Source organism: Devosia sp. (genome assembly GCF_036406155.1).
Lineage (GTDB): Bacteria > Pseudomonadota > Alphaproteobacteria > Rhizobiales > Devosiaceae > Devosia_A.
The window spans coordinates 1-22018 of the sequence record NZ_DASWVV010000024.1 but is presented as its reverse complement, the minus strand read 5'-3'; the positions used below and the strand labels follow the sequence as shown (position 1 = coordinate 22018).

The 22018-nt window shown below is 68.3% G+C and carries 22 protein-coding genes; 12 read left to right on the top strand and 10 right to left on the bottom strand.

The features are described from left to right. From VGD93_RS01555 to eno, 5 genes are all read right to left on the bottom strand, one after another. On the bottom strand, window positions 1-1243 hold a 1243-nt coding region (locus tag VGD93_RS01555; RefSeq protein WP_395008506.1), incomplete at its 3' end, for a pyruvate dehydrogenase complex E1 component subunit beta. Between the two features lie 21 nt (window positions 1244-1264). After that, window positions 1265-1558 (bottom strand): hypothetical protein, encoded by a 294-nt coding sequence (locus VGD93_RS01550; RefSeq protein ID WP_395008504.1) that lies wholly within the window; start codon window positions 1556-1558, stop codon window positions 1265-1267. Next, window positions 1555-2574 carry a pyruvate dehydrogenase (acetyl-transferring) E1 component subunit alpha gene (pdhA, locus tag VGD93_RS01545; protein ID WP_395008502.1) on the bottom strand — a complete coding sequence of 340 codons (1020 nt, stop codon included), beginning with the start codon at window positions 2572-2574 and terminating at the stop codon, window positions 1555-1557. The genes VGD93_RS01550 and pdhA overlap by 4 nt, the downstream gene beginning before the upstream one ends. A gap of 121 nt (window positions 2575-2695) precedes the next feature. Next, a complete protein-coding gene (locus VGD93_RS01540; protein WP_395008500.1) occupies window positions 2696-3091 on the bottom strand; it encodes an FtsB family cell division protein in 396 nt (131 codons plus the stop codon). A gap of 78 nt (window positions 3092-3169) precedes the next feature. Beyond that, complete coding sequence (eno, locus tag VGD93_RS01535) at window positions 3170-4444, bottom strand: phosphopyruvate hydratase (protein WP_395008498.1); 1275 nt, start codon at window positions 4442-4444, stop codon at window positions 3170-3172. A gap of 184 nt (window positions 4445-4628) precedes the next feature. Between eno and VGD93_RS01530 the strand changes: the two genes are divergently transcribed. Further along, entirely contained in the window at window positions 4629-5897 is a 1269-nt protein-coding gene (locus tag VGD93_RS01530) for a hypothetical protein (RefSeq protein ID WP_395008496.1), read from the top strand. Between the two features lie 103 nt (window positions 5898-6000). Next, window positions 6001-7146: a hypothetical protein gene (locus VGD93_RS01525; RefSeq protein ID WP_395008494.1), complete on the top strand. Its 1146-nt coding sequence runs from the start codon at window positions 6001-6003 to the stop codon at window positions 7144-7146. 6 nt (window positions 7147-7152) lie between these two features. Here VGD93_RS01525 and VGD93_RS01520 read toward each other — a convergent pair whose 3' ends face one another. From VGD93_RS01520 to tpiA, 4 genes are all read right to left on the bottom strand, one after another. Beyond that, window positions 7153-7329 carry a DUF4169 family protein gene (locus VGD93_RS01520; RefSeq protein ID WP_395008492.1) on the bottom strand — a complete coding sequence of 59 codons (177 nt, stop codon included), beginning with the start codon at window positions 7327-7329 and terminating at the stop codon, window positions 7153-7155. An 8-nt stretch (window positions 7330-7337) separates the two neighbouring features. Further along, window positions 7338-8966: a CTP synthase gene (locus VGD93_RS01515; RefSeq protein ID WP_395008490.1), complete on the bottom strand. Its 1629-nt coding sequence runs from the start codon at window positions 8964-8966 to the stop codon at window positions 7338-7340. 122 nt (window positions 8967-9088) lie between these two features. Continuing rightward, a complete protein-coding gene (secG, locus tag VGD93_RS01510) occupies window positions 9089-9562 on the bottom strand; it encodes a preprotein translocase subunit SecG (RefSeq protein WP_395008489.1) in 474 nt (157 codons plus the stop codon). A 122-nt stretch (window positions 9563-9684) separates the two neighbouring features. Beyond that, on the bottom strand, window positions 9685-10440 hold the full coding sequence (gene tpiA, locus VGD93_RS01505) for a triose-phosphate isomerase (protein ID WP_395008487.1): 756 nt from the start codon (window positions 10438-10440) through the stop codon (window positions 9685-9687). Between the two features lie 171 nt (window positions 10441-10611). Between tpiA and VGD93_RS01500 the strand changes: the two genes are divergently transcribed. From VGD93_RS01500 to glp, 7 genes are read left to right on the top strand one after another with little or no spacing between them, the layout of a single operon-like run. Further along, window positions 10612-12516, top strand: a complete 1905-nt coding sequence (locus VGD93_RS01500; RefSeq protein WP_395008485.1) for a peptidylprolyl isomerase — start codon at window positions 10612-10614, stop codon at window positions 12514-12516. Then, entirely contained in the window at window positions 12516-14024 is a 1509-nt protein-coding gene (gene trpE, locus VGD93_RS01495; protein WP_395008483.1) for an anthranilate synthase component I, read from the top strand. Before VGD93_RS01500 ends, trpE begins: the two co-directional genes overlap by 1 nt. After that, window positions 14021-14617, top strand: coding sequence for an anthranilate synthase component II (locus tag VGD93_RS01490; RefSeq protein WP_395008481.1), 597 nt, complete (start codon window positions 14021-14023; stop codon window positions 14615-14617). The genes trpE and VGD93_RS01490 overlap by 4 nt, the downstream gene beginning before the upstream one ends. Further along, window positions 14614-15630 carry an anthranilate phosphoribosyltransferase gene (gene trpD / locus VGD93_RS01485; RefSeq protein ID WP_395008508.1) on the top strand — a complete coding sequence of 339 codons (1017 nt, stop codon included), beginning with the start codon at window positions 14614-14616 and terminating at the stop codon, window positions 15628-15630. Before VGD93_RS01490 ends, trpD begins: the two co-directional genes overlap by 4 nt. Window positions 15631-15633: 3 nt before the next feature. Continuing rightward, window positions 15634-16449, top strand: a complete 816-nt coding sequence (trpC, locus tag VGD93_RS01480; protein WP_395008479.1) for an indole-3-glycerol phosphate synthase TrpC — start codon at window positions 15634-15636, stop codon at window positions 16447-16449. Between the two features lie 2 nt (window positions 16450-16451). Then, window positions 16452-16922 (top strand): cyclic pyranopterin monophosphate synthase MoaC, encoded by a 471-nt coding sequence (gene moaC, locus VGD93_RS01475; RefSeq protein ID WP_395008477.1) that lies wholly within the window; start codon window positions 16452-16454, stop codon window positions 16920-16922. Next, window positions 16919-18124, top strand: a complete 1206-nt coding sequence (gene glp, locus VGD93_RS01470) for a gephyrin-like molybdotransferase Glp (RefSeq protein WP_395008475.1) — start codon at window positions 16919-16921, stop codon at window positions 18122-18124. The genes moaC and glp overlap by 4 nt, the downstream gene beginning before the upstream one ends. Window positions 18125-18139: 15 nt before the next feature. Here the strand turns inward: glp and VGD93_RS01465 are convergent, their stop codons facing one another. Beyond that, window positions 18140-19300, bottom strand: coding sequence for a hypothetical protein (locus tag VGD93_RS01465; protein ID WP_395008473.1), 1161 nt, complete (start codon window positions 19298-19300; stop codon window positions 18140-18142). 255 nt (window positions 19301-19555) lie between these two features. Here VGD93_RS01465 and lexA point away from each other — a divergent pair, with 255 nt between their 5' ends. The 3 genes from lexA (at window position 19556) to VGD93_RS01450 (ending at window position 21935) form a co-directional block, all read left to right on the top strand. Then, a complete protein-coding gene (gene lexA, locus VGD93_RS01460) occupies window positions 19556-20275 on the top strand; it encodes a transcriptional repressor LexA (protein ID WP_395008471.1) in 720 nt (239 codons plus the stop codon). 119 nt (window positions 20276-20394) lie between these two features. Then, complete coding sequence (locus tag VGD93_RS01455; RefSeq protein ID WP_395008469.1) at window positions 20395-21324, top strand: 2-dehydro-3-deoxygalactonokinase; 930 nt, start codon at window positions 20395-20397, stop codon at window positions 21322-21324. Next, window positions 21321-21935: a 2-dehydro-3-deoxy-6-phosphogalactonate aldolase gene (locus VGD93_RS01450; RefSeq protein ID WP_395008467.1), complete on the top strand. Its 615-nt coding sequence runs from the start codon at window positions 21321-21323 to the stop codon at window positions 21933-21935. The genes VGD93_RS01455 and VGD93_RS01450 overlap by 4 nt, the downstream gene beginning before the upstream one ends. Window positions 21936-22018 lie beyond the last annotated feature (83 nt).

Below are 22018 nucleotides of genomic sequence, written 5' to 3'. Positions count from 1 at the left end.
GGGCCTGCTCCATGACGCGGATGGCGAGTTCGGCGCCGATCCCGCCCTGCGGCCAGCCTTCCTCCACCGTCACCAGCCGGCCGGTCTTCTTCACCGATTCGACGACGGCGTCGGAATCGAGCGGCCGCAGCGTGCGCAGGTCGATGAGTTCGACATCGACCCCGGCCGCGGCCAGCTTCTCGGTGGCGGCCGTGGCGTATTTCATGCCCGCCGAGAAGGAGGCGATGGTCACCTCGCTGCCCGGCCGGACGATGCGCGCCTTGCCGATCGGCAGCACGAAGTCGTCGACGTTCGGCACCAGGCCGGTCGAGCCGTAGAGCAGTTCGTTCTCGAGGAAGACGACCGGCGTATTGCTACGGATCGCGGCCTTGAGCAGGCCCTTGGCGTCGGCGGGGCTGTAGGGCGCGATGACGTAGAGGCCCGGGATGTGGGAGTACCAGGCCGAATAATCCTGGCTGTGCTGGGCGGCGACGCGCGCTGCCGCACCGTTGGGCCCGCGGAAGACGATGGGGGCCTGCACCTGCCCGCCCGACATGTAGAGCTGCTTGGCCGCCGAGTTGATGATCTGGTCGATGGCCTGCATGGCGAAGTTGAAGGTCATGAACTCGACGATCGGGCGCAGGCCGGCGAAGGCGGCGCCGACGCCGAGGCCGGCAAAGCCATGCTCGGTGATCGGCGTGTCTATGATGCGTTTGTTGCCGAATTCCTGCAGCAGGCCCTGGGTGACCTTGTAGGCGCCCTGGTACTCGGCCACCTCCTCGCCCATGACGAAGACGTCGGGGTCGCGGCGGAGCTCCTCGGCCATGGCCTCGTTGAGTGCCTGCCGTACCGTCATCTCCACCATTTCGACGCCGGCCGGCAGGTCCGGGTCCGCAGCGACCTCGAGGCGCGGCGCAGCCGGAGCCGGCGCGGCGGGCGCGGCCTCGACGGGAGAAGCTGCCGCAGGAGCGGCCGGCGCGGCCTCGGGTGCCGGCGCCGCCGCGGCCGGAGCCTCGGCGGCCTCGCCCTCGCCCTGGACGAAGGCGATCGGGGTGTTGACCTTCACGGCCTCGGTGCCCTCGGGCACGAGGAGCCGAGCGACGGTCCCGGCGTCGACGGCCTCCACCTCCATGGTCGCCTTGTCGGTCTCGATCTCGGCAATGACGTCGCCGGGAGCGACGGTGTCACCCTCCTTGACCAGCCATTTCGACAGCTTGCCTTCCTCCATCGTCGGGGACAGGGCGGGCATCAGGATGTTGGGCATGGGTTGCTCCGAAAGAGGCGATCAGGCCGCGTTGCCGCTGAAGATGTTGAAAAGCACCAGAGCCAGGAACGCTCCGGCGCTGACGAAGAACAGCACCACTCCCCTGCGGAAGCTGCGAATGAAAGGGGCGGCTGCGTGCCCCAGGCGGCGCTCGACGGCCGGGGTATTGAAGGAACCGAGTTCGATGGCGGCACTCGGCCCCTGCCCTGCCGGTGCCAGCCGCGCGACGCCGAGCCAGGCGATTGCCGCAAGCACCGCTCCGGTGGCGGCGGCGATCCAGGCGGCCCCGGCCAGTGCGAAGACGACGGCGCTCATGCGGCGTACACGTCCGTCCACAACTCGGCGGGATCGGGCTCGGGATCGTTGGTCGCGAACTCGGCAGCCTCGGTGACGATGCCGCGCACGTCGGCCTCGATCGCCTTGAGGTCTTCCTCGGTGCCGTGGCCGTTCTCGAGGATACGCGCCTTGACCTGCTCGATGGGATCGCGCTCCGCCCGCATCGTCGCCACCTCGTCCTTACTGCGGTACTTGGCCGGGTCCGACATGGAGTGGCCGCGATAGCGATAGGTCATCATCTCGAGGATGTAGGGGCCCTTGCCCGAACGGGCGTGCTCGATGGCGCGGGCGGCGGCCTCACGGACGGTGCGCACGTCCATGCCGTCCACCTGCTCGCCGGGAATGTCGAAGGACTGGCCGCGCTGCGAGAAATCGGTGGTGGCCGAGGCGCGTTGGACGGCGGTGCCCATGGCGTAGCGATTGTTCTCGATGATGTAGACGACCGGCAGATTCCACAGCTTGGCCATGTTGAAGCTTTCGTAGACCTGGCCCTGGTTGGCGGCCCCGTCGCCGAAATAGGTGAGGCAGACGCCGCCGTCGCCGCGATATTTGTGGGCGAAGGCGATGCCGGTCCCCAGGGACACCTGCGCCCCGACGATGCCGTTGCCGCCATAGAAGCGGTGGTCCAGCGAGAACATGTGCATGGAGCCGCCCTTGCCCTTGCTGAACCCGCCGCGGCGACCGGTGAGTTCCGCCATGACCCCCTTGGGGTCCATGCCCACGGCGAGCATGTGGCCGTGGTCGCGGTAGCCGGTGATGGTGGAATCATCCGTCCGCGCCGCCATGGTGATGCCGGTCACCACGGCTTCCTGGCCGATATAGAGGTGGCAGAAGCCCCCGATCAGGCCCATGCCGTACATCTGCCCCGCCTTCTCCTCGAAGCGGCGGATCAGGAGCATGTCCCGATAGGCGCGCAGCTCCTCGTCCTTGGTGAATTCTGGAATGTTGGATCGAGACTGCGTCTTGGCCGGTTTGGCCGTCGCTTTCCGCGCCATGGGTCTGCTCCGGTAGAGTGATCAGGCTGGCAGCCAGGCGGTGAAGGCACCACCGCCAGCGCAGGTTATCCCAGTTGCGCGCGCGACACCAATTCGGATTGCAGGCGAAGTTCGCCTGCTATCACTCTGCAGTACCGTCAATAATATCGGTTAACTGGTTTTCGGATGAATTCAATGATGAACCTGTAATAGGTTTACCAGTCCGCGGATCGACCATGATCAGCAGATCGTCCGGCTGCGCCATGGCCAGCAGCGCCCGGGCGCGCTCGGAAACGATGTCCGGGTCGAGGCGCGACGGATTGAACAGCGCCACGCGGTGCCGGTAGGCGTCGATCTCGGCCTGCAGGGCACTCGACTGCGCCTTGAGCTCCTCGATTTCGGCCTGCATCGCCTTCTGGCTCTCGATGCCGAACTGGCCCGAGACGACGTTGAAGCCGAGATAGCCCTGAAAGGCGACAAGGCCGACCGCCACCAGGACGTGGCGCCAGAAGGAAGGGCGTTTGAGACGGGTGAGCATGGGGCGCGCTGGTCCCTCGATCCAAGGCCCACAGCATAGCGCGCGAAGGCTTAACGGGGGATTGCGCCCCCGCCAGACTCAGCTGCGCAGGACGGCGCGTCCGGCGTATTTCGCCGCCGCGCCGAGCTGCTCCTCGATGCGGATCAGCTGGTTGTACTTGGCGAGGCGATCCGAGCGCGACAGCGAGCCGGTCTTGATCTGCCCGCAATTGCAGGCCACCGCGAGATCGGCAATGGTCGCGTCCTCGGTCTCGCCCGAGCGATGCGACATCACCGAGGTATAGCCGGCGCGGTGCGCGGTATCGACGGCGTCCAGCGTCTCGGACAGCGAGCCGATCTGGTTGACCTTGACCAGGATGGAGTTGGCCACCCCCATGCGGATGCCCGACCTGAGCCGCTCGGTGTTGGTGACGAACAGATCGTCGCCGACCAGTTGCACCTTGCTGCCGAGCGCCTCGGTGAGCGCCTTCCAGCCCTCCCAGTCGTCCTCGGCCATGCCGTCCTCGATGGTGACGATCGGAAAACGCGACACCAGCCTCTCGAGGAAGCGGACGTTCTCGTCGGGCGACAGCGTCTTGCCCTCCCCGACCATCCGGTACTTGCCGTCCTTGAAGTACTCGGTCGAGGCGCAGTCGAGGCCGAGGCAGACATCCTCGCCAGGCGTGTAGCCGGCCTGCTCGATCGACTGCATGATGTAGTCCAGCGCCGCTTCCGCCGAGGCAAGATTGGGGGCGAAGCCGCCCTCGTCGCCCACCGCCGTGTTGTGGCCGTCGGCGGCCAGCCGCTTCCTGAGCGTGTGGAAGATTTCGGCACCGACCTGCACGGCATGGGCGATGCTTTCGGCCCCCACCGGCAGGATCATGAATTCCTGCATGTCGATCGGGTTGTCGGCATGCGCGCCGCCGTTGATGATGTTCATCATCGGCACGGGCAGGACATGGGCGTTGGGGCCGCCGACATAGCGGAACAGCGGCAGCTGGCTCGATTCGGCCGCCGCCTTGGCTACGGCCAGCGACACTCCGAGAATGGCATTGGCACCCAGGCGGCCCTTGTTCGGCGTGCCGTCGAGGTCGATCATGGCGCGGTCGACCGCGATCTGGTCGAGGGCGTCCAGGCCCTGGATCTCGGTGAAGATCTCGGTGTTGACGAAATCCACGGCCCTGGTCACGCCCTTGCCGAGGAACGGCTTGCCACCGTCGCGCAGTTCCACCGCCTCGTGGGCCCCGGTCGAGGCGCCCGAGGGCACGCTGGCCCGCCCGAAGCTGCCGTCGTCGAGCAGCACATCCACTTCGACGGTGGGGTTGCCGCGGCTGTCGAAGACCTGCCGCCCGGTGATGTCGATGATGGATGACATGTTCGCCCCTTGCTCGCTGGACCGCCCTGTTCGGCGCCCTGTCTAGTCAAGGCGCGCCGCAACGGGAAGGGGGAAAACGGCCGTCCCGCGGAAAATTGCGGGCGTCGACGAAATCGGCATCTTCCTTTCATCGTAATATGACGATATATGGGTGGATGCCTCGCGCCCCGTGCTGGAACCATCCATGTTGCTGAAGCTGTCGCCCGCCCAGTCCCAGCACGTCAACGAGAGTTGCGCCTGCACGTCGCTCGACCGGCCCGCCCTGCGCGCGGCCCTGCGGGCCCAGCAGCCGGCCTCGACGGCGTTCGAGCATCTTCCGGAGACCCACCCGCATCTGTTCGCCGACACGCCGGTCTACGTCTCGCATGTCGAAATCAATGCCATGCTGGAGACCGTAGCCGCCATCGAGCGGGTGGCGGCCCTGCCCGCCTACGCCGAACTGGTCGCCGCCCGGGCGCCGTCCATCGCCTGGACCGACTTCGGCCCGCGCGGCGCGCTCATGGGGTACGACTTCCACCTCAGCCACCACGGGCCTCGCCTCATCGAGATCAACACCAATGCCGGCGGCGCGTTCCTCAACAACGTTGCCTGCGACGCCCAGCGCCTGTGCTGCGACGAGATGCGCATTACCGGGCAACTCGCCCGCCCCGACGACCTGTCCGAGCGGATCGTCGACATGTTCCGGCAGGAGTGGTGGCGCCAGCGCGGCGACGGCGCCCCCGGGCTGATCGCCATCGTCGACGACCAGCCCGGGCAGCAGTATCTCTACCCCGAATTCCTGCTGGCAGAGGCGCTGCTCGCCGGCCACGGGCTTGCCGCCGTCATCGCCGATCCGGGTGCGCTAAGCCACCACGACGGCCGGCTGTGGCTGGGCGACAGGCCGGTGGACATGGTCTACAACCGGCTGGTCGACTTCGACCTGTCGCAGCCGCAGCACGAGGCCCTGCGCTCGGCTTATGTCGCGGGCGAAGTCGTGCTGACGCCCAACCCGCACCACCACGCCTGGCTGGCCGACAAGCGCAACCTCGTGACGCTGACCGACGGCGCCCTGCTGCAGGCGCTCGGGGCCGAGCCGCGCGACTGCGACGTACTGGCGCGCATCCCGCAGGCGCGCTTCGTCACCGAGGAGAACGCGGAAGCCATGTGGGCGCGGCGCGCCCAACTGTTCTTCAAGCCCGCGGCCGGCCACGGCGGCAAGGCAGTGTACCGGGGGGACAAGCTGACGCGAAAGGTCTGGGCGTCCATCGTCACCGGCGGCTATGTCGCGCAGGAGCGCGTGGCGCCCAGCGAGCGGGTGATCGCGCTGGGCGAGGCGCGGACCCGTCACAAGGTCGACGTACGGCTCTATACTTACGACGGCGAACTGCTGCTGGCGGCGGCCCGCCTGTACCAGGGGCAAACGACCAATTTCCGCACCCCCGGCGGCGGCTTCGCGCCGGTGATGGTCGTCTAGACGTCTCTCCGCAAAGCTGGGGACGGCCGCTGCGTCCGGCGCCAGAGGCAAGGACGGGCGCTCCGTTCGGATGTAGCGTTCGTGGCGAGGAGCACGCCTGCCCATGCCCGATGCCGATCCAGAAGTCGTCGTCGTCCCCGCCGACGACGGGCGCGCCCGCCGCGACTTCATCGACGTGCCGTACCTGGTCCAGGGCGGCAATCCCAACTGGGTCCCGCCGCTGCGCAGCCAGCAGCGCGACGTGCTCGACACCCGGCGCAACCCGACCTACCGCCACGCCCGCCTGAGGCTGTTCGTCGCCTACCGCGACGGCAGGCCGGCGGGGCGGATCGCCGCCATCGACGACGACATCCACAACGCCACGCACCGCGAGAGGGCGACGCTGTGGGGCTTCTTCGAGTGCATCGACGACCGGGCCGTGGCCGGCGCCCTGTTCGCAGCGGTCGAGGCCGTCGCCCGCTCGCTCGGCCACGACGTGCTGCGCGGCCCGTTCAGCCCTTCGGTCAAGGACGAGATCGGGCTGCAGATCGACGGCTTCGAGACCCCGAACTACGTGATGATTCCCGGCAACCCGACCTACTACCGCGATCTGGTGGAAGCGGCGGGCTACGCCAAGGATATCGACCTGTTCTGCCTGCGGGTCGACGAGCGAACTGTTTCGGCCCGGCTCGAGCAGCGCGCCAAGGCGGCGCTGGCACGCAACCATGTCCGCTACCGCAAGGTGACCCGCGCGAGCCTCGAGTCCGATGCGCTCAAGATCTGGGCCGTGTACAACAGCGCCTGGGAGAAGAACTGGCTCTGGGTCAAGGCGACGCGGGAAGAGTTCCTCGATTTCGTCGCCAAGCTGAAGCAGATCGCCGACTACGACCTCAACTTCGTCGCCGAAACCGCGGCCGGCGAGGTGGTAGGGTTTTCCGTGGCCATCCCCAACATCAACGAGGCCTTGATCCATGTGCGCGACGGCCGGCTGCTGCCGTTCGGTTGGGGCAAGCTGCTCTGGTACAGCCGCCCGGGCGCCATCCGCAGCCTCAGGTTCCTGGCCATGGGCGTGCTCGAGACGTATCGCCGGCACGGCATCGACGTGGTACTCAACTACCTCCAGTTCGTCGAAGCCCGGCGCAAGGGCTATGTCCGCGGCGAAATGAGCCAGATCCTCGAGGACAACACGCCCATGCTGCGCGCCGCCGCCGCGCTCGGCGGGGAGCGCTACAAGACGCACCGGATGTATGTCCGCCGGCTGCTGCCTTAGCTGCCGTCAGTCCTCGCGCTTGTGCGCCTCGAGCCTCGCAGCCGCGAGCGCCTTCTCGGCGGCCTCGCGCTGCTTTTCCGCCCGGGTGCGGCCGAAGCGGATGCGGTTTTCGGCCGCGGCGGCCTCCTTCTCGGTGCGGGCCCTGGCCTTGCGGGCCTTGGAGAGCGACAGGATGTCAGCCATCGGCCCTCCTAGACCAGCCGGCTCTGCTCGATCGCCGCGGCAATGAAGCTCGCGAACAGCGGGTGCGGCTCGAACGGGCGCGACTTGAGCTCGGGGTGGAACTGCACGCCGATGAACCACGGGTGATCGGTGCGCTCGACGATTTCGGGCAGCTTGCCGTCCGGCGATACGCCGGAGAACAGCAGGCCGTTGGCCTCCAGCACCTTGCGGTAGTTCATATTCACTTCGTAGCGGTGGCGATGGCGCTCCGAGATGTGGGTGGTGCCGTAGATGTCGGCGACACGGCTGCCGCGGGTGAGATGCGCCGGATAGGCCCCCAGCCGCATGGTGCCGCCCAGATCCGCCTCGTTGCTGCGGACTTCCTTCTCGTTGCCCTTGGTCCACTCGGTCATCAGCCCGACGATGGGCTTCTTGGTGGGGCCGAATTCCGTGGAGTTGGCGTTCTTGATGCCGGCGGTGTTGCGGGCCGCCTCGATGCAGGCCATCTGCATGCCGAAGCAGATGCCGAAATACGGCACGTTCTTGAGCCGGGCGAAACGCGCGGCCTGGATCTTGCCGGCAGAGCCGCGCTCGCCGAAGCCGCCCGGAACCAGGATGCCGTGGACGTTCTCGAGATAGGGCGCCGGATCCTCGTTCTCGAAGATCTCGCTGTCGATCCAGTTGAGGTTGACCTTCACCCGGTTGGCGATGCCGCCGTGGGTCAGCGCCTCCGAAAGGGATTTGTAGGCGTCCTTGAGCCCGGTGTACTTGCCCACGATGGCGATGTTGACCTCGCCCTCCGGGTTGTGCAGGCGCTCCGACACGTCCTTCCAGGCGCTGAGATCGGGGGCCGGCGCGTCGGTGATGCCGAAGGCAGCGAGCACTTCGCGGTCGAAGCCTTCCTCGTGGTAGGCGAGCGGCACGTCGTAGATGGAGGAAACGTCGAGCCCCTGGATCACGGCGCTCTCGCGCACGTTGCAGAACAACGACAGCTTCTTGCGCTCGCCGCGCGGGATAGGGCGGTCGCAGCGGACCAGGAGGACGTCGGGAGCGATGCCGATGGAGCGCAGCTCCTTGACCGAGTGCTGGGTTGGCTTGGTCTTCAGCTCGCCGGCCGAGGGAATGTAGGGCATCAGGGTGAGATGCACGTAGACCGCGTAGTGGCGCGGCAGCTCGTTGCCCAGTTGGCGGATGGCTTCGAAGAACGGCAGGCCCTCGATGTCGCCGACGGTGCCCCCGATCTCGACGAGGACGAAATCGAACTCCTCGTTCCCCTCGACGACGAATTCCTTGATGGCGTCCGTGACGTGCGGGATCACCTGCACGGTGGCCCCGAGATAATCGCCGCGGCGTTCCTTGGCGAGGATATCCGAGTAGATGCGGCCGGTGGTGATATTGTCACGCCGGTTGGCGGAACGGCCGGTGAAGCGCTCGTAGTGGCCGAGGTCGAGATCCGTCTCGGCGCCGTCGTCGGTGACGAAGACCTCGCCGTGCTGGGTCGGGGACATCGTGCCGGGGTCGACGTTGAGGTAGGGGTCGAGTTTCCGCAGCCGGACCTTGTAGCCGCGCGCCTGCAGCACGGCACCGAGTGCCGCGGACGCGAGACCTTTGCCCAACGAGGAAACCACGCCACCGGTGATGAAAACGTACCGTGCCATGGGCCTTTACCTTACGGGGTCTACGAAGCGATTCGGAAGGGCCGGCCGGCAACATCGGACGGCCCCCACATAAAAGAAGAAGGGGATGTCGCCATCCCCTTCCCGGTCTACTTGCCCGGCACCTAGTTGGTCGGCGCCGCTGGAGGTGTGGTGGTGCCCGGTTGGGCCTCGCCACCGGTGGAAGGTGCCGCCTCGGGGACCGGCGCCGCCGGCACGGCAAGCGCCGGATCGGCAACGGGCGCACCGGTTCCGGTGGCCGGCGCCGCGTCGGCAGGCGTATCGCCCTGCAACTGGTTGAGCGCGTCGAGGACGCTGGTCGGCGCCTCCCCGCCCCCGGCCGCACCGGCGCCCTGCAGGATGGACTGCGCCGGACGGTCGATCCCGGTCAGGACGGTGAGCCCGATGGCGGTGGCGAAGAACAGCGCCGCCAGGATGGCGGTGGTGCGGGTCAGCAGATTGGCGGACCCGCGCACGGTCATCAGCCCGCCGGCATTGCCGCCCATGCCCAGCCCGCCGCCTTCGGAGCGCTGCAGCAGGATGACCGCAATCAGCGCCAAGACGATCAGCAGATAGGCGACGATCAGTACGTTGGCCATGTGAACCTGGTCTTTCGAGTTCCGTTGGCGCGGGTTCTACACGCAGCGCCACGCAAATGCCAGCCGCCTGCCCGCTTTTCGAACGCCGGCGGCGGCAGGCACCGTTCCAGTCGAGTGCTCTGTCAAACCGCCGAGATAATAGCGTAGAAGTCGTTTGCCAAGAGGCTGGCGCCGCCGACGAGACCGCCGTCGACATTTTCGACCGCAAGGATGTCGCGCGCATTGGCCGGCTTCATCGACCCGCCATAGAGGATGCGGATGCGCTCCCCGGCCGCGCCGAAGCGCTCAACGAGCTGGGCGCGGATGCCGCCATGCATGTCGCGGATATCCTCGAGCGACGGCGTGAGGCCGGTGCCGATGGCCCAGACCGGCTCGTAGGCAATCACCACGTCGATGCCCTGCGCTTCGTCGGGGACGGACGCGGCGATCTGCCGGCGCACCACGGCCGCGGCCTCGCCGCCGCGGCGCTGTGCCTCCGTCTCGCCGACGCAGATGATCGGCGTGAGGCCCGCCGCGACGGCGGCGAGCGCCTTGGCGTGCACGAGGCTGTCGGTCTCGCCGTGGTCGGTCCGCCGTTCGGAGTGCCCGACAATGACGAACTGGGCCCCCGCGTCCGCCAGCATGGCGGCGCTGATGTCGCCGGTATGGGCGCCGCTCTGGGCGGGGTGGCAGTCCTGGCCGCCGGTGACGATGCCGCTGACGGCGACCTGTGCGCTCACCCGCGCGAGCAGGGTCGCGGGCGGGCACACGGCGACCGTGCAGCGTGGGGCCGTCCCCGCCGTCAGCAGTTCCCCGAGCCGCTGCAACTCCCCGAGGGCGGCCGTCAGGCCGTTCATCTTCCAGTTTCCCGCGATCAGCGGCGTGATCCGTGCCGTCACCTGTGGCTCTCCGTTTCCTGTTTCGCTTGCGCGCGCGGCCTTATTGCCATAACCCCGCGCGAATATCCTGCAGCAATCCTTACGCCTTGCAGGGCGTCGACGACCCCGTCTAGTATCCGCCGCCGTCAGCCCCAGGTGGGCTCTGGCGCCCTTGTCCTGGAATGACCAAACATGCTCGATAGTTTCCGCAACATTACCAAGACCTGGTTCGGCAAGGTCCTGGGTGCGTTCCTGATTGTCGGCCTCGCGGGCTTCGGCATTTCCAACGTCATCTTCGATATCGGCACCACCACCGTCGCCAAGGTCGGCAACGAGGAGATCTCCACCCGGGATTTCCAGCGCGCCTACAGCAATGAGCTCGACCGCATCACCCAGCAGTTCGGGCAGGCGCTGACCCCGGACCAGGCGGTCGCCTTCGGCGTGCCGGACAGCGTCCTCGCCCAGCTCGGCGCGCGGGCGGCAGTGAACCAGCTTGCCGACAACATGGGAATAGGCGTTTCGGACAAGCGCCTGGGCGAATCCATGACCTCGGACCCGATGTTCGGCGGCATGCTCGGGCAGTTCGACAGCGCGACTTTCCGGCGCGTGCTGCAACAGAACGGATTTACCGAGCAGGAATATCTCGAACTGCAGCGCCGCAATGCCGGCCGCGACCAGCTGATTGCCGGCCTGCTGGCCGGCACGACGGCGCCCCAGGCCGCCCGCCAGCTGTTCGCCCGCTATACCGGCGACACCCGCAGCATCGACTACTTCGTGGTCAATGCCCAATCGATCCCGCCGGTGGCCGACCCGACCGAGGAGGAACTCGCTGCCTATCTCGCCGAGCACCAGGCGGAGTACCGGACGCAGGAAGCCCGGACCGTCGATCTCCTGGTGCTGACGCCGGAAGCGCTGGCCGCGACCAAGGCCATTACCGACGAGGCGGTGGCCGCGGAATATGAGCGGACCAAGGACAGCCGGAAGCGGCCGGAGCGCCGCCACATCCTGCAGGTGCCGCTGACACCCGAGCAGGTCACCGCCTTCGAGGCGGGCAAGCAGGCCGGCACATCGTTCGACGCGCTCGTGGCCGAGGCCGGCCTCACGCCCATCGACCTGGGCCTGCTCAGCCAGACGGAGGTCACCGATCCGCAGCTGGCCGAGGCTGCCTTTGCCCTGGCGCAGGGCGACTTCACCATCATTCCGGGAGCCGGCGGCAGGCGCGCCGTGACGGTAAGCGCGATCGAGGGCGGCGGCGAAATTCCGCTCGAGGAAGTGCGGGACCAGATCCGGCAGGGCCTCGCGCTCGCCGAGGCGCGGAACGAGATCGTCGACATCCTGGACCAGGTGGAGGAGCTGCGCGCCGCCTTCCGGCCGCTGCCGGAGATCGCGGAGCGCTTCGGCCTGCCCGTCCACACGCTCGCCATTACTGCCGCCGGGACGGAACTCGCCGGGATCGATGGGGTCGCCGAAAGCGACCGCCCGCGCATCGCCGGCGCGATCTTCGCGGCCGACCCCGACGACAAGCTGGCGCCGACCGTTCCGCTGGGGGCGAATCGCAATGCCTGGTTCGATCTCAAGCAGGTCGAGGCCGCCCGCGACCAGACACTCGACGAGGTGCGCGACAAGGTGACCACCGCCGTCCTGGCCCAACGGACCGACGCGGCCATGGCCGCAGCCGTCGACGACATCGTCGCGCGGCTGAAGGCCGGCGAGGCGTTCGCCGAGGTGGCCGCCTCGCTCAACCAGTTCCCGACCCTCAGCCCGCCACTGAAGCGGGACGGCACCACCGCCATGGGTGGAGCCGGCGCCGGCGGGCAGGTCCTGGACCCGGCCGTGGCTGCAGCCGCCTTCGCCGGCGGGGCCGAGCATTTCGGCTCGGCCCGCAACAGCGACGGCGACTACGTCGTCTTCCAGGTGGCCGACGTGACCCCGGGCGAGCAACTGTCCGACCAGGTGCGCAACTACCTCGACCAGGCCAGCCAGCGTTCGCTGTTCGACGATTTCACCGCCGGCGTACGGGACCAGGCGGGAGGCGTGCGCGTCAACCGCCAGGTGTACAACCAGATCCTCGGCGTCGACGCCACGACGGGCCAGTGATGGCGGACGCAGCGTTCGAGCGCTTCGCTTCGGCCTATGAGAGCGGCCGCGCCCAGATCGTGTTCCGGCGCGTCGTCGCCGATCTCGAGACGCCCATCGGCGCCTATCTCAAGCTTGCCGAGGGCCGCCACAACACCTTCCTGCTGGAAAGCGTGCAGGGCGGCGCCACGCGCGGCCGCTTTTCGATGATCGGCCTGCTGCCCGACGTCATCCTCAAGGTGGAGAAGGGCAAGGCAAGCATCAACCGCAACGCCGGGGCGACGCCGGATGCGTTCACCCCCGTGGAGCAACCGCCGCTCGAGGTGCTGCGCCAGTTGGTGGCGGAGAGCCAGGCGGACGTGCCGGAGGGCCTGCCCTCGACGGCAGCCGGCATCTACGGCTATCTCGGCTACGACATGGTGCGGCTGATGGAAACGCTGCCCGACAGCAAGCCCGATACCATGGGCCTGCCCGAGGCGATCCTCATGCGGCCATCGGTGCTCGCCATTTTCGACACGCTCAAGGATGAGCTCTATCTCACCGCCCCCGCCTATGTGCGGGAGGGGATCACCGCTCGCCAGGCCTGGGAGAGCGCGCAGGCCCGGATCGACGACGCCACGGCCCGGCTCGCGCGCACCCTGCCCTACGCCGCCGCCCCTGCGGATGCCACGGGCTTTGCCGTCAAGAGCAACACCACGGTGGAGGAGTACGCGGCCATGGTCGCCCGCGCCAAGGAGTACATCCGCGCCGGCGACATCTTCCAGGTGGTGCTGAGCCAGCGTTTCGAGACCGACTTCACCCTGCCGGCGACGGCGCTCTACAGGGCCCTGAGGCGCACCAATCCCTCGCCCTACATGTACTTCCTCGACTTCGGGGATTTCCAGGTCGCCGGCTCCAGCCCGGAAATCCTGGTGCGCGTGCAGGACGGGCAGGTCACCATCCGGCCCATCGCCGGCACGCGCAAGCGCGGGGCGACGCCGACGCGCGACAAGGAACTGGCCGACGAACTGCTGCACGACCCCAAGGAACTGGCCGAGCACCTGATGCTGCTCGACCTGGGGCGCAACGACGTCGGCAGGGTGAGCCGGATCGGCACGGTGAAGGTCACCGACAAGTTCTTCCTCGAATATTATTCCCACGTCATGCACATCGTCTCCAACGTCGTGGGCGAACTCGACCCGAAACACGATTTCATCGACGCGCTCAGCGCCGGCTTCCCGGCCGGCACGGTGTCGGGCGCGCCCAAGGTGCGGGCGATGGAAATCATCGACGAACTCGAACAGGCGCGCCGCGGCATCTATGGCGGCTGCGTCGGCTATTTCGGCGCCGACGGCAGCATGGATACCTGCATCGTCCTGCGCACGGCGATCGTCCACAATGGCCGTATCTACGTGCAGTCGGGGGCCGGCATCGTCGCCGACTCGAAGCCAGAGCTCGAGCAGCTGGAATGCGAAAACAAGGCGCGCGCCCTTTTCAGCGCCGCCGAGGAAGCATTACGCTATGCGGGCGAAGCGAAGGTGGGGCAATGAGACTGCTGGTCATCGATAATTACGACAGCTTCACCTACAACCTCGTCCACTTCCTGGGCGAGCTGGGCGCCGAGCTGACGGTGTTCCGCAACGACCGGATCAGCCTCGACGAGATCGAGAAGCTGGCGCCCGACGGCATCGTGCTGTCGCCCGGCCCTTGTACGCCGAATGAAGCGGGCATCTGCCTCGCGCTCATCGAGCGCTTCAGGGACACGACCCCGATCCTGGGCGTCTGCCTCGGCCACCAGGCCATCGGCCAGGCCATGGGCGGCGACATCGTGCGGGCGCCGGACCTGATGCACGGCAAGACCAGCCGCATCAACCACACCGGGAAGGGCCTGTTCCGCGGCCTCAATTCCGGGTTCGAGGCGACCCGCTACCATTCGCTGACGGTGAAGCCCGAAACGCTGCCGGCGGCGCTGGAAGTGACGGCCACCACCGACGACGGCGTCATCATGGGGCTGCAGCACAAGACGCTGCCGCTGCACGGTGTGCAGTTCCATCCCGAGAGCATCGCCTCGGAGAACGGGCACGCGCTGCTGCAGAACTTCCTCGATATCGTCCGCGACTTCCACCTGAGGAAAGCTGCCTGATGGACATCAAGGGGGCACTGGCCCGCATCGGGGCCGGCAAGGACCTGACCGGCGAGGAAATGCGCGCGGTCATGAACATCGTCATGTCCGGGGAAGCCACGCCGGCACAGACCGGCGCCTTCCTCATGGGCATGCGCGTCAAGGGCGAGACCGTGGGCGAGATCGCCGCCGCCGTCTCGATCCTGCGCGAAAAGATGGTGCCGGTCGAAGCGCCCGAGGACGTCATCGACATCGTCGGGACCGGCGGAGACGGCGCCGAGACCTACAACATCTCGACGGCGGCGGCGCTGGTCGTGGCCGCGGCCGGTGTCCCCGTGGCCAAGCACGGCAACCGGGCGGTGTCGTCGAAATCCGGCGCTTCCGACGTCCTGCAGGCCCTCGGCATCGCCATCGACCTGACGCCGGAGCGCATCTCCGAGTGCATCCGCAAGGCCGGCATCGGCTTCATGTTCGCGCCCGCCCATCATCCGGCGATGAAGCATGTCGGGCCGGTGCGCCAGGAACTGGGCACCCGCACCATGTTCAACCTGCTCGGGCCGCAGGCCAACCCGGCCGGAGCGCGGCGCTATCTGCTCGGCGTCTACGACCGCGAATGGGTCGAACCGGTCGCCGCCGCGCTGCTCGCCAATCGCGCGACCAGCGCGTGGGTGGTGCACGGCGCCGGCGGGCTCGACGAGTTGTCGACCACCGGGGCGAGCTTCGTGGCCCAGATCAAGGAAGGCAACCTCACCAGTTTCGAGGTGACCCCGGAGGATGCCGGCCTGCCGCGGGCGAGCGCCGCCGACCTCAAGGGCGGCGATCCGGCCCACAACGCCCTGGCGTTGCGGGGCGTGCTCGACGGCGTCAAGGGGCCGTATCGCGACATCGTGCTGCTCAATGCCGCCGCCGCTTTGATCGTCGTCGGCCGCGCCAGCGATCTTCGGCACGGCGTCGCCATGGCCGCCGACGAGATCGATTCCGGCCGCGCGGAGCGCACGCTCGAGAAGCTGATCGCGGTGTCCAAAGGTACGTAAGCCGTGTCCGACATCCTGTCCCGCATCGAAGCCTACAAGCGCGAAGAGATCGCGGCGGCCAAGGCCGCGCGGCCGTGGCACGAGGTCGTGGCAGCCGCCCACGATGCCCCGCCGGTGCGCCCGTTCCTGGCGGCGCTCGCGGCGAAGCGCGCACGCGGCGACTACGCCCTGATCGCCGAAGTCAAGAAGGCGAGCCCCTCCAAGGGCGTGATCCGGGCGGACTTCAACTCCACGGACATCGCGCGGGCCTATGAACGGGGCGGCGCCGCCTGCCTGTCCGTGCTCACCGACGGGCCGAGCTTCCAGGGGTCGCCGGCCTACCTGGTTGAAGCGCGGGCCGCGACAGGGCTGCCGGTCCTGCGCAAGGACTTCCTGTTCGAGACGTACCAGGTGGCCGAGGCTCGCGCCTGGGGCGCCGACTGCATCCTCATCATCCTCGCCGCCATAGGCGACGATACGGCACGCTACCTGCTGGATGCGGCCAGGGAATGGGGCATGGACGCGCTGGTGGAGGTGCACGACCAGGTCGAACTGGACCGGGCGCTGGGGCTCGAAGCCGGCTTCATCGGCATCAACAACCGCAACCTCCGGACCTTCGAGACGACGCTGGCAACCTCGGTCAATCTCGCCGCGGGGGTCCCGAAGGGCGTCCATCTGGTGTCCGAGAGCGGCATCAACACGCATGCGGACATAAGGCGCCTCGACGCCGAGGCCGGTATCGGCACTTTCCTCGTGGGCGAGAGCCTGATGCGCAAGCCGGAGGTCACCGCGGCCACCGTCGAGCTGCTGCGCGGCGCGGTTTCCGCCGGGATCCTGTGACGATGGCGCTCACTCATCTCAACGAGAAGGGTGAAGCACACATCGTCGACGTCGGCGGCAAGGCGGCGACGCGGCGGCGCGCCGTCGCGCGGGCGCGGCTCGAGGCGCAGCCTCCCACGATCGAAGCGATCATGGAAGGCGGGCTCAAGAAGGGCGACGCGCTGGCCGTGGCCAGGATCGCCGGCATCATGGCGGCCAAGAAGACCGCCGATCTCATACCGCTGTGCCATCCGATCGCGCTGACCAGCGTTACCGTCGACATCGCGGCGGTGCACGGCGTGATCGAGGTCACTGCCACCGCCGAGAGCACCGGGCCGACCGGCGTCGAGATGGAGGCGATGACCGCGGCGGCGGTGGCCGCGCTCACCCTCTACGACATGGCCAAGGGGATCGAGCGCGGCATGCGGGTGGCCGCCGTCGAGCTGATCGAGAAAACCGGCGGCAAGTCCGGCACCTACAGGCGCGGCGCATGATTTCGGTCGACGAGGCGCTCGACCGGATCTTCCTGCAGCTCGATGCGCCGCAGGTCGAGACGGTGCCGATCGCCCGCGCCCATCGCCGCGTCCTGGCCGAACCGCTGGTGGCGACCCATACGCAGCCGCCGTTCGACGCCAGTGCCATGGACGGCTATGCCGTGCGCGCCGCCGAGGCGGTGCCCGGCCGGCAATTGCGCCTCGCCGGCACCTCGCAGGCGGGCCAGCGCTTCGCCGGCATGATGGAACAGGGCCAGTGCGTGCGCATCTTCACCGGCGCGCCGCTGCCAATCGGGGCCGACGCCGTCATCATGCAGGAGCAGGCCCACGCCGACGGCAATCTCGTGCGCTTCGACAAGGCGCCCGCCGCGGGCCAGAACATCCGGCCGCGCGGCCATGACTACCGGCAGGGCGACGAACTGCTGCCGCGCGGGGTGGTGCTGACGCCGGCGCGCATCAGCCTCGCCGCCTCCGCCAACGCCCCGACGCTGGCCGTGACGAGGCGGCCACGGATCGCGCTCCTCGCCACCGGGGACGAACTGGTGGCGCCGGGCGGGACCCCCGGTCCCGACCAGATCATCGCCTCCAACAGCTACGGGCTCACCCCCCTGCTCTCGCCCCACGCCGACAAGATCGTCGACCTCGGGATCATCCCCGACGACAGGCGGGCGCTGGAGTCGGCGCTGCTCGGCGCCTTCGACTACGGCGTCGAGATCGTCGTCACCACCGGAGGGGCCAGCGTCGGCGACCGCGACTACGTGCGGGAAGTGCTCATCGATCTCGGCGTGACGCTGGATTTCTGGAAACTGATGATGCGGCCGGGCAAGCCGCTGATGTTCGGCACGCGCGGGTCGACCCTCGTCTTCGGGCTGCCCGGCAATCCGGTCTCGGCGCTGGTCACGGCCATGGTCGTGCTGTTGCCGACGCTGCGGCAGATGACCGGCCACGCCGACCCGTTCTGGCCGCAGTTCGGATTGCCGCTGGCCGCCCCGCTGCCGCCGAACGGGCCGCGCCGCCACTACGTAAGGGCGACGCTCGACCGCAACGAGCGGGGGCTGCTGCAGGCGACGCCGATCGCCGAAACGGACAGCTCGCACGGCATGTCGCTGGCGCAGGCGGATGCCCTGATCGTGCAGCCCGAGGACGATCCGGGCCAGCCGGCCGGCGCTGTCGTCGACGTCATCCCGATGAATTGGGGCTGACGCTTTCGGGCCGGCCTATCGCCTGGACAGGCCCAAAGCCCGCCTCACGGCCCGACGCACCGGTGCCGGTACACGGCCACGCAGCTCGCCTGCCGTCTTGCTGAAGGAGCGCACCGCTTGCTGGCGCTTGGTCTCGCCATATCTCTTCGCAAACTGCTCGGCCAAACCGGGCACCCTGGCCAGCGTGCCCGCCGCCCTGGCCCTCTGATAGAGATCGACAAAGAAGGCCTCTTCCTTCCTGCCCGCCGCGAAGAGCGTCCGGACGTAGCCCGGGTGGAAGGACATATCCTCGAAAATCGGGGGCAGCGCGCCGGTCTCCGCCATGAACATCACCTTCGTCCGGATGCACTTCTTGCAGCGCCCGCAGTTGCGCGGCGCCACCGCCCGGTCCGGGCAGAAGGAGAGCGCCGCCAGGGCCGTGTCGTCGCGGGCGAGCAGCGCCACCTTTTCCGCCCGGGTCACATCCTCACATCGCGGCTCCATGACGAAATCGTCGGTCCGGAAATAGCGGTTGGTGACGTGGTTCAGACCCCAGGGCACGGCCAGCATGTCCTGCTCGGTGCTGAAGTCGGCGGCGAACAGCGCTCTTTCGAACAGCCCCGAGAACAACGCCGCTGCACCGGCCAGCCTCAATGCGTAGGACTGAACACCGTGGGCGATGACCTTGGCATTGGTGCGAACCACCACCTGGTCGTAGTTCAGCTTGTCGAGCAAAGGCTTTACCTTCGCCCGCAACCGGTCGAAGTGTTCCGCGTCGCCGGCGTTGTAGTCATAGCCGTGCGCGGTGAGTGCGACGCCTCGGGTCGCTTGCCGCCCCAGTTGCAGCAGCATGTGGGTCGAGTCCACTCCCCCTGAAAAAAGCACAAGCGGATCCTTGCGCCGCGCGGGTGCGGGGGCGGAAGGCTGCGAACGAGCCGATATCCTGACCTCCCGAAACCGTCGTGGATCCCACAGCTCCCAGGTTCTCGAGAAGCGCTCGGCGGCGGCAATGGTGCCACTGTCTACCGGCCCGTCAACTTCGATGGGCGATCCAGTCAACAGGGCCGGCGACAAGAAATGCCACACACAGAAGGCCAGATTGTCGAGTTCGGGAAGCTCAAGTCCCTGGACTTCGTAATCGATGCGTGTCGGGCCACCCTCCACCGTTACCCGGTTTCCGTCCTGGTGAACGCGCAATCGTGTTGTCTGTGCCACCTCGCCTCCGCGGCTTCTCGCCAAAATGGGCGTGCGGACAAGTATTGAAGGCCGAGGCGTTGCGCAATGACTGTTGCGATGAGGACGGCTGAAGCGCGCCTCCCGCGATCGCGCCTGCCGCGGGGCCCCTGCAGGCACGGGACCCCTAACGGATTTTTCACCAGCTTGTTGCAGAACAGAACTGGAACATCTATAGATTGTTCGGTTTTTGTTCCGATTCCGCCCAGGGGGGCCGACATGCTGACGCGCAAGCAACACGAACTGCTGATGTTCATCCACGAACGCATGAAGGAAAGCGGCATCCCTCCCTCGTTCGATGAAATGAAGGACGCGCTGGACCTGCGGTCGAAATCCGGCATCCACCGGCTGATCACGGCCCTGAGCGAGCGCGGCTTCATCCGCCGCCTGCCGAACCGGGCGCGCGCCCTCGAGGTCATCAAGCTGCCGGATTCGATGAACCCCTCGCTCGGCGGGCGCAAGGCCCGCTTCGAGCCGAACGTCATCAGTGGCAGTCTCGGCAAGGTCGCCGCCCTGCCGCAGCGCGCCGAGGGGGCCGCGCCCGCCGGGCAGAGCCGCGCGGTGGCCGTTCCCGTGATGGGCCGCATCGCGGCCGGCACCCCCATCGAGGCGATCCAGACGCACAGCCACACCATCTCGGTCCCACCGGAGATGCTGGGTGCCGGCGAGCATTTCGCGCTCGAGGTCCGCGGCGATTCGATGATCGACGCCGGCATCTTCGACGGGGATACCGTGCTGATCCGCAAGCAGGACACCGCCGGCACGGGGGAAATCGTCGTGGCCCTGGTGGACGACGAGGAGGCAACGCTCAAGCGCCTGCGGCGCAAGGGCAACTCGGTGGCGCTCGAGGCGGCGAACCCGGCCTACGAAACGCGCATCTTCGGCCCCGACCGGGTCAAGGTGCAGGGCCGGCTCGTGGGGCTGCTGCGCAAATACTAGGGCCCTGCCCGGGCCGCGTGCGGCGTGCGTCTCCCGAAAGCGCACTAGGGATTCCTGCGCGAAAGCGGTAGGCTGGCGCGCGCCGCGAGCGGCGCCACAGGGTGTTTCCGGGGGCAGGCGTGGCTGCTGAGGCTGATTGGGTGGCGGTGGACTGGGGCACCTCCAACCTGCGCGCCTGGGGCGTCGGCCCCGACGGCAATGTCAGGTTTTTCCGCACCTCCGGTGCCGGCATGGGCAGGCTGGGGCGTGACGCCTACCCCGCGACGCTCGCCGGCCTGATCGACGACGAGTTTGCGGCGGCGGGCCCGCCGGTGGACGTCCTGATCTGCGGCATGGCCGGGGCCCGCCAGGGCTGGATGGAGGCACCGTACCTGGCGACGCCGGCCGAACTCGGCGGATTGTGGTCTGCGGCCGTGATGCCGCCAATGCCGGGCTCCCGTTTCCGCCCGCGCCTGCTGCCGGGCGTCTGCCAGCGCGCCGCGGGCGCGGAGGACGTCATGCGGGGCGAGGAAATCCAGCTCCTCGGGCTTTCCGCGCTGCTTCCGGGCTTTTCCGGCCTCGTGGTCATGCCCGGCACCCACTGCAAGTGGGTGCGGCTGGCCGGGACGCGCATGGAGCGCTTCGCCACGGCCATGACCGGCGAGCTGTTCGAGGTACTGCGGACGCATTCGGTCTTGCGTCACTCCGTTGGCGAGGAAAAGGACGAACAGCGGAACGAAGGGTTTTCGGCCGGCCTGCATTGCGGGGTCGAATCGCCCCAGCGGTTGAGCACCAGCCTGTTCCGGGTGCGCGCGGCAGCGCTGCTGTCGGACATGGGGCCGAGTTGGTGCGCAGGGTATCTTTCCGGCCTGCTGATCGGCGCCGAGATCGGCGGCCAGCGGGCGTGGATCGGCAGCGCGGAAATCCCGCTCATCGGCGGCAGCGCCCTGTGCGCGCTCTACGCGAGCGGCCTCGAACTCGTCGGAGCGAGGACGCGCATCATCGACGCCACCGAGGCCGTGCTTGCGGGCCTCAAGGCCGTTCGGCAGAGCCAGGAGACAAGCACGTGACCGAGCACCGCGACCTCATCGCCATCCTGCGCGGGATTACGCCGGCCGAAGCCGTCGGCGTCGGCACGGCGCTGGCCGAGGCCGGCATCACCATGATCGAGGTGCCGCTCAACTCGCCCGAGCCGCTGGCGTCGATCGGCCAGATGGCCCAGGCGCTTGCCGGCCGCGCCCGCATCGGGGCAGGAACGGTGCTGAGCCCCGCCGAGGTCGACGAGGTGGCGAATGCCGGCGGCACGTTCATCGTGTCGCCCGACGCCAACCCCCCGGTGATCGAGAGGACGCTGGCGCGTGGACTGGCCTCCTACCCCGGAGTGTTCACCCCGACCGAGGCGTTTGCCGCCATCCGGGCGGGCGCGACGGGCCTCAAGCTCTTCCCTGCCGAAGTCCTCGGGCCACATGGCATAAGGGGGATGCGCGCCGTACTGCCCCCGCACGTGCCCGTCTATGCCGTCGGCGGCGCCAATCCCGACAATTTCCGCGAATACTTCACGGCCGGGTGCACCGGATTTGGGCTCGGCAGCTTCCTCTACCGGCCAGGGATGGCACGCGAGACGATCGCGGAGCGGGCCCGGGCCGCGGTGGCAGCCTATGACGAGGAAAAGGGCAGATGAAGGCGGACAGGCGGCGCGGCGCCGACCGCGGCGATCCGCGCCGCGCCGCGCTCGCCGGGATCAGCGTCGGGCGGCGCGCCAGG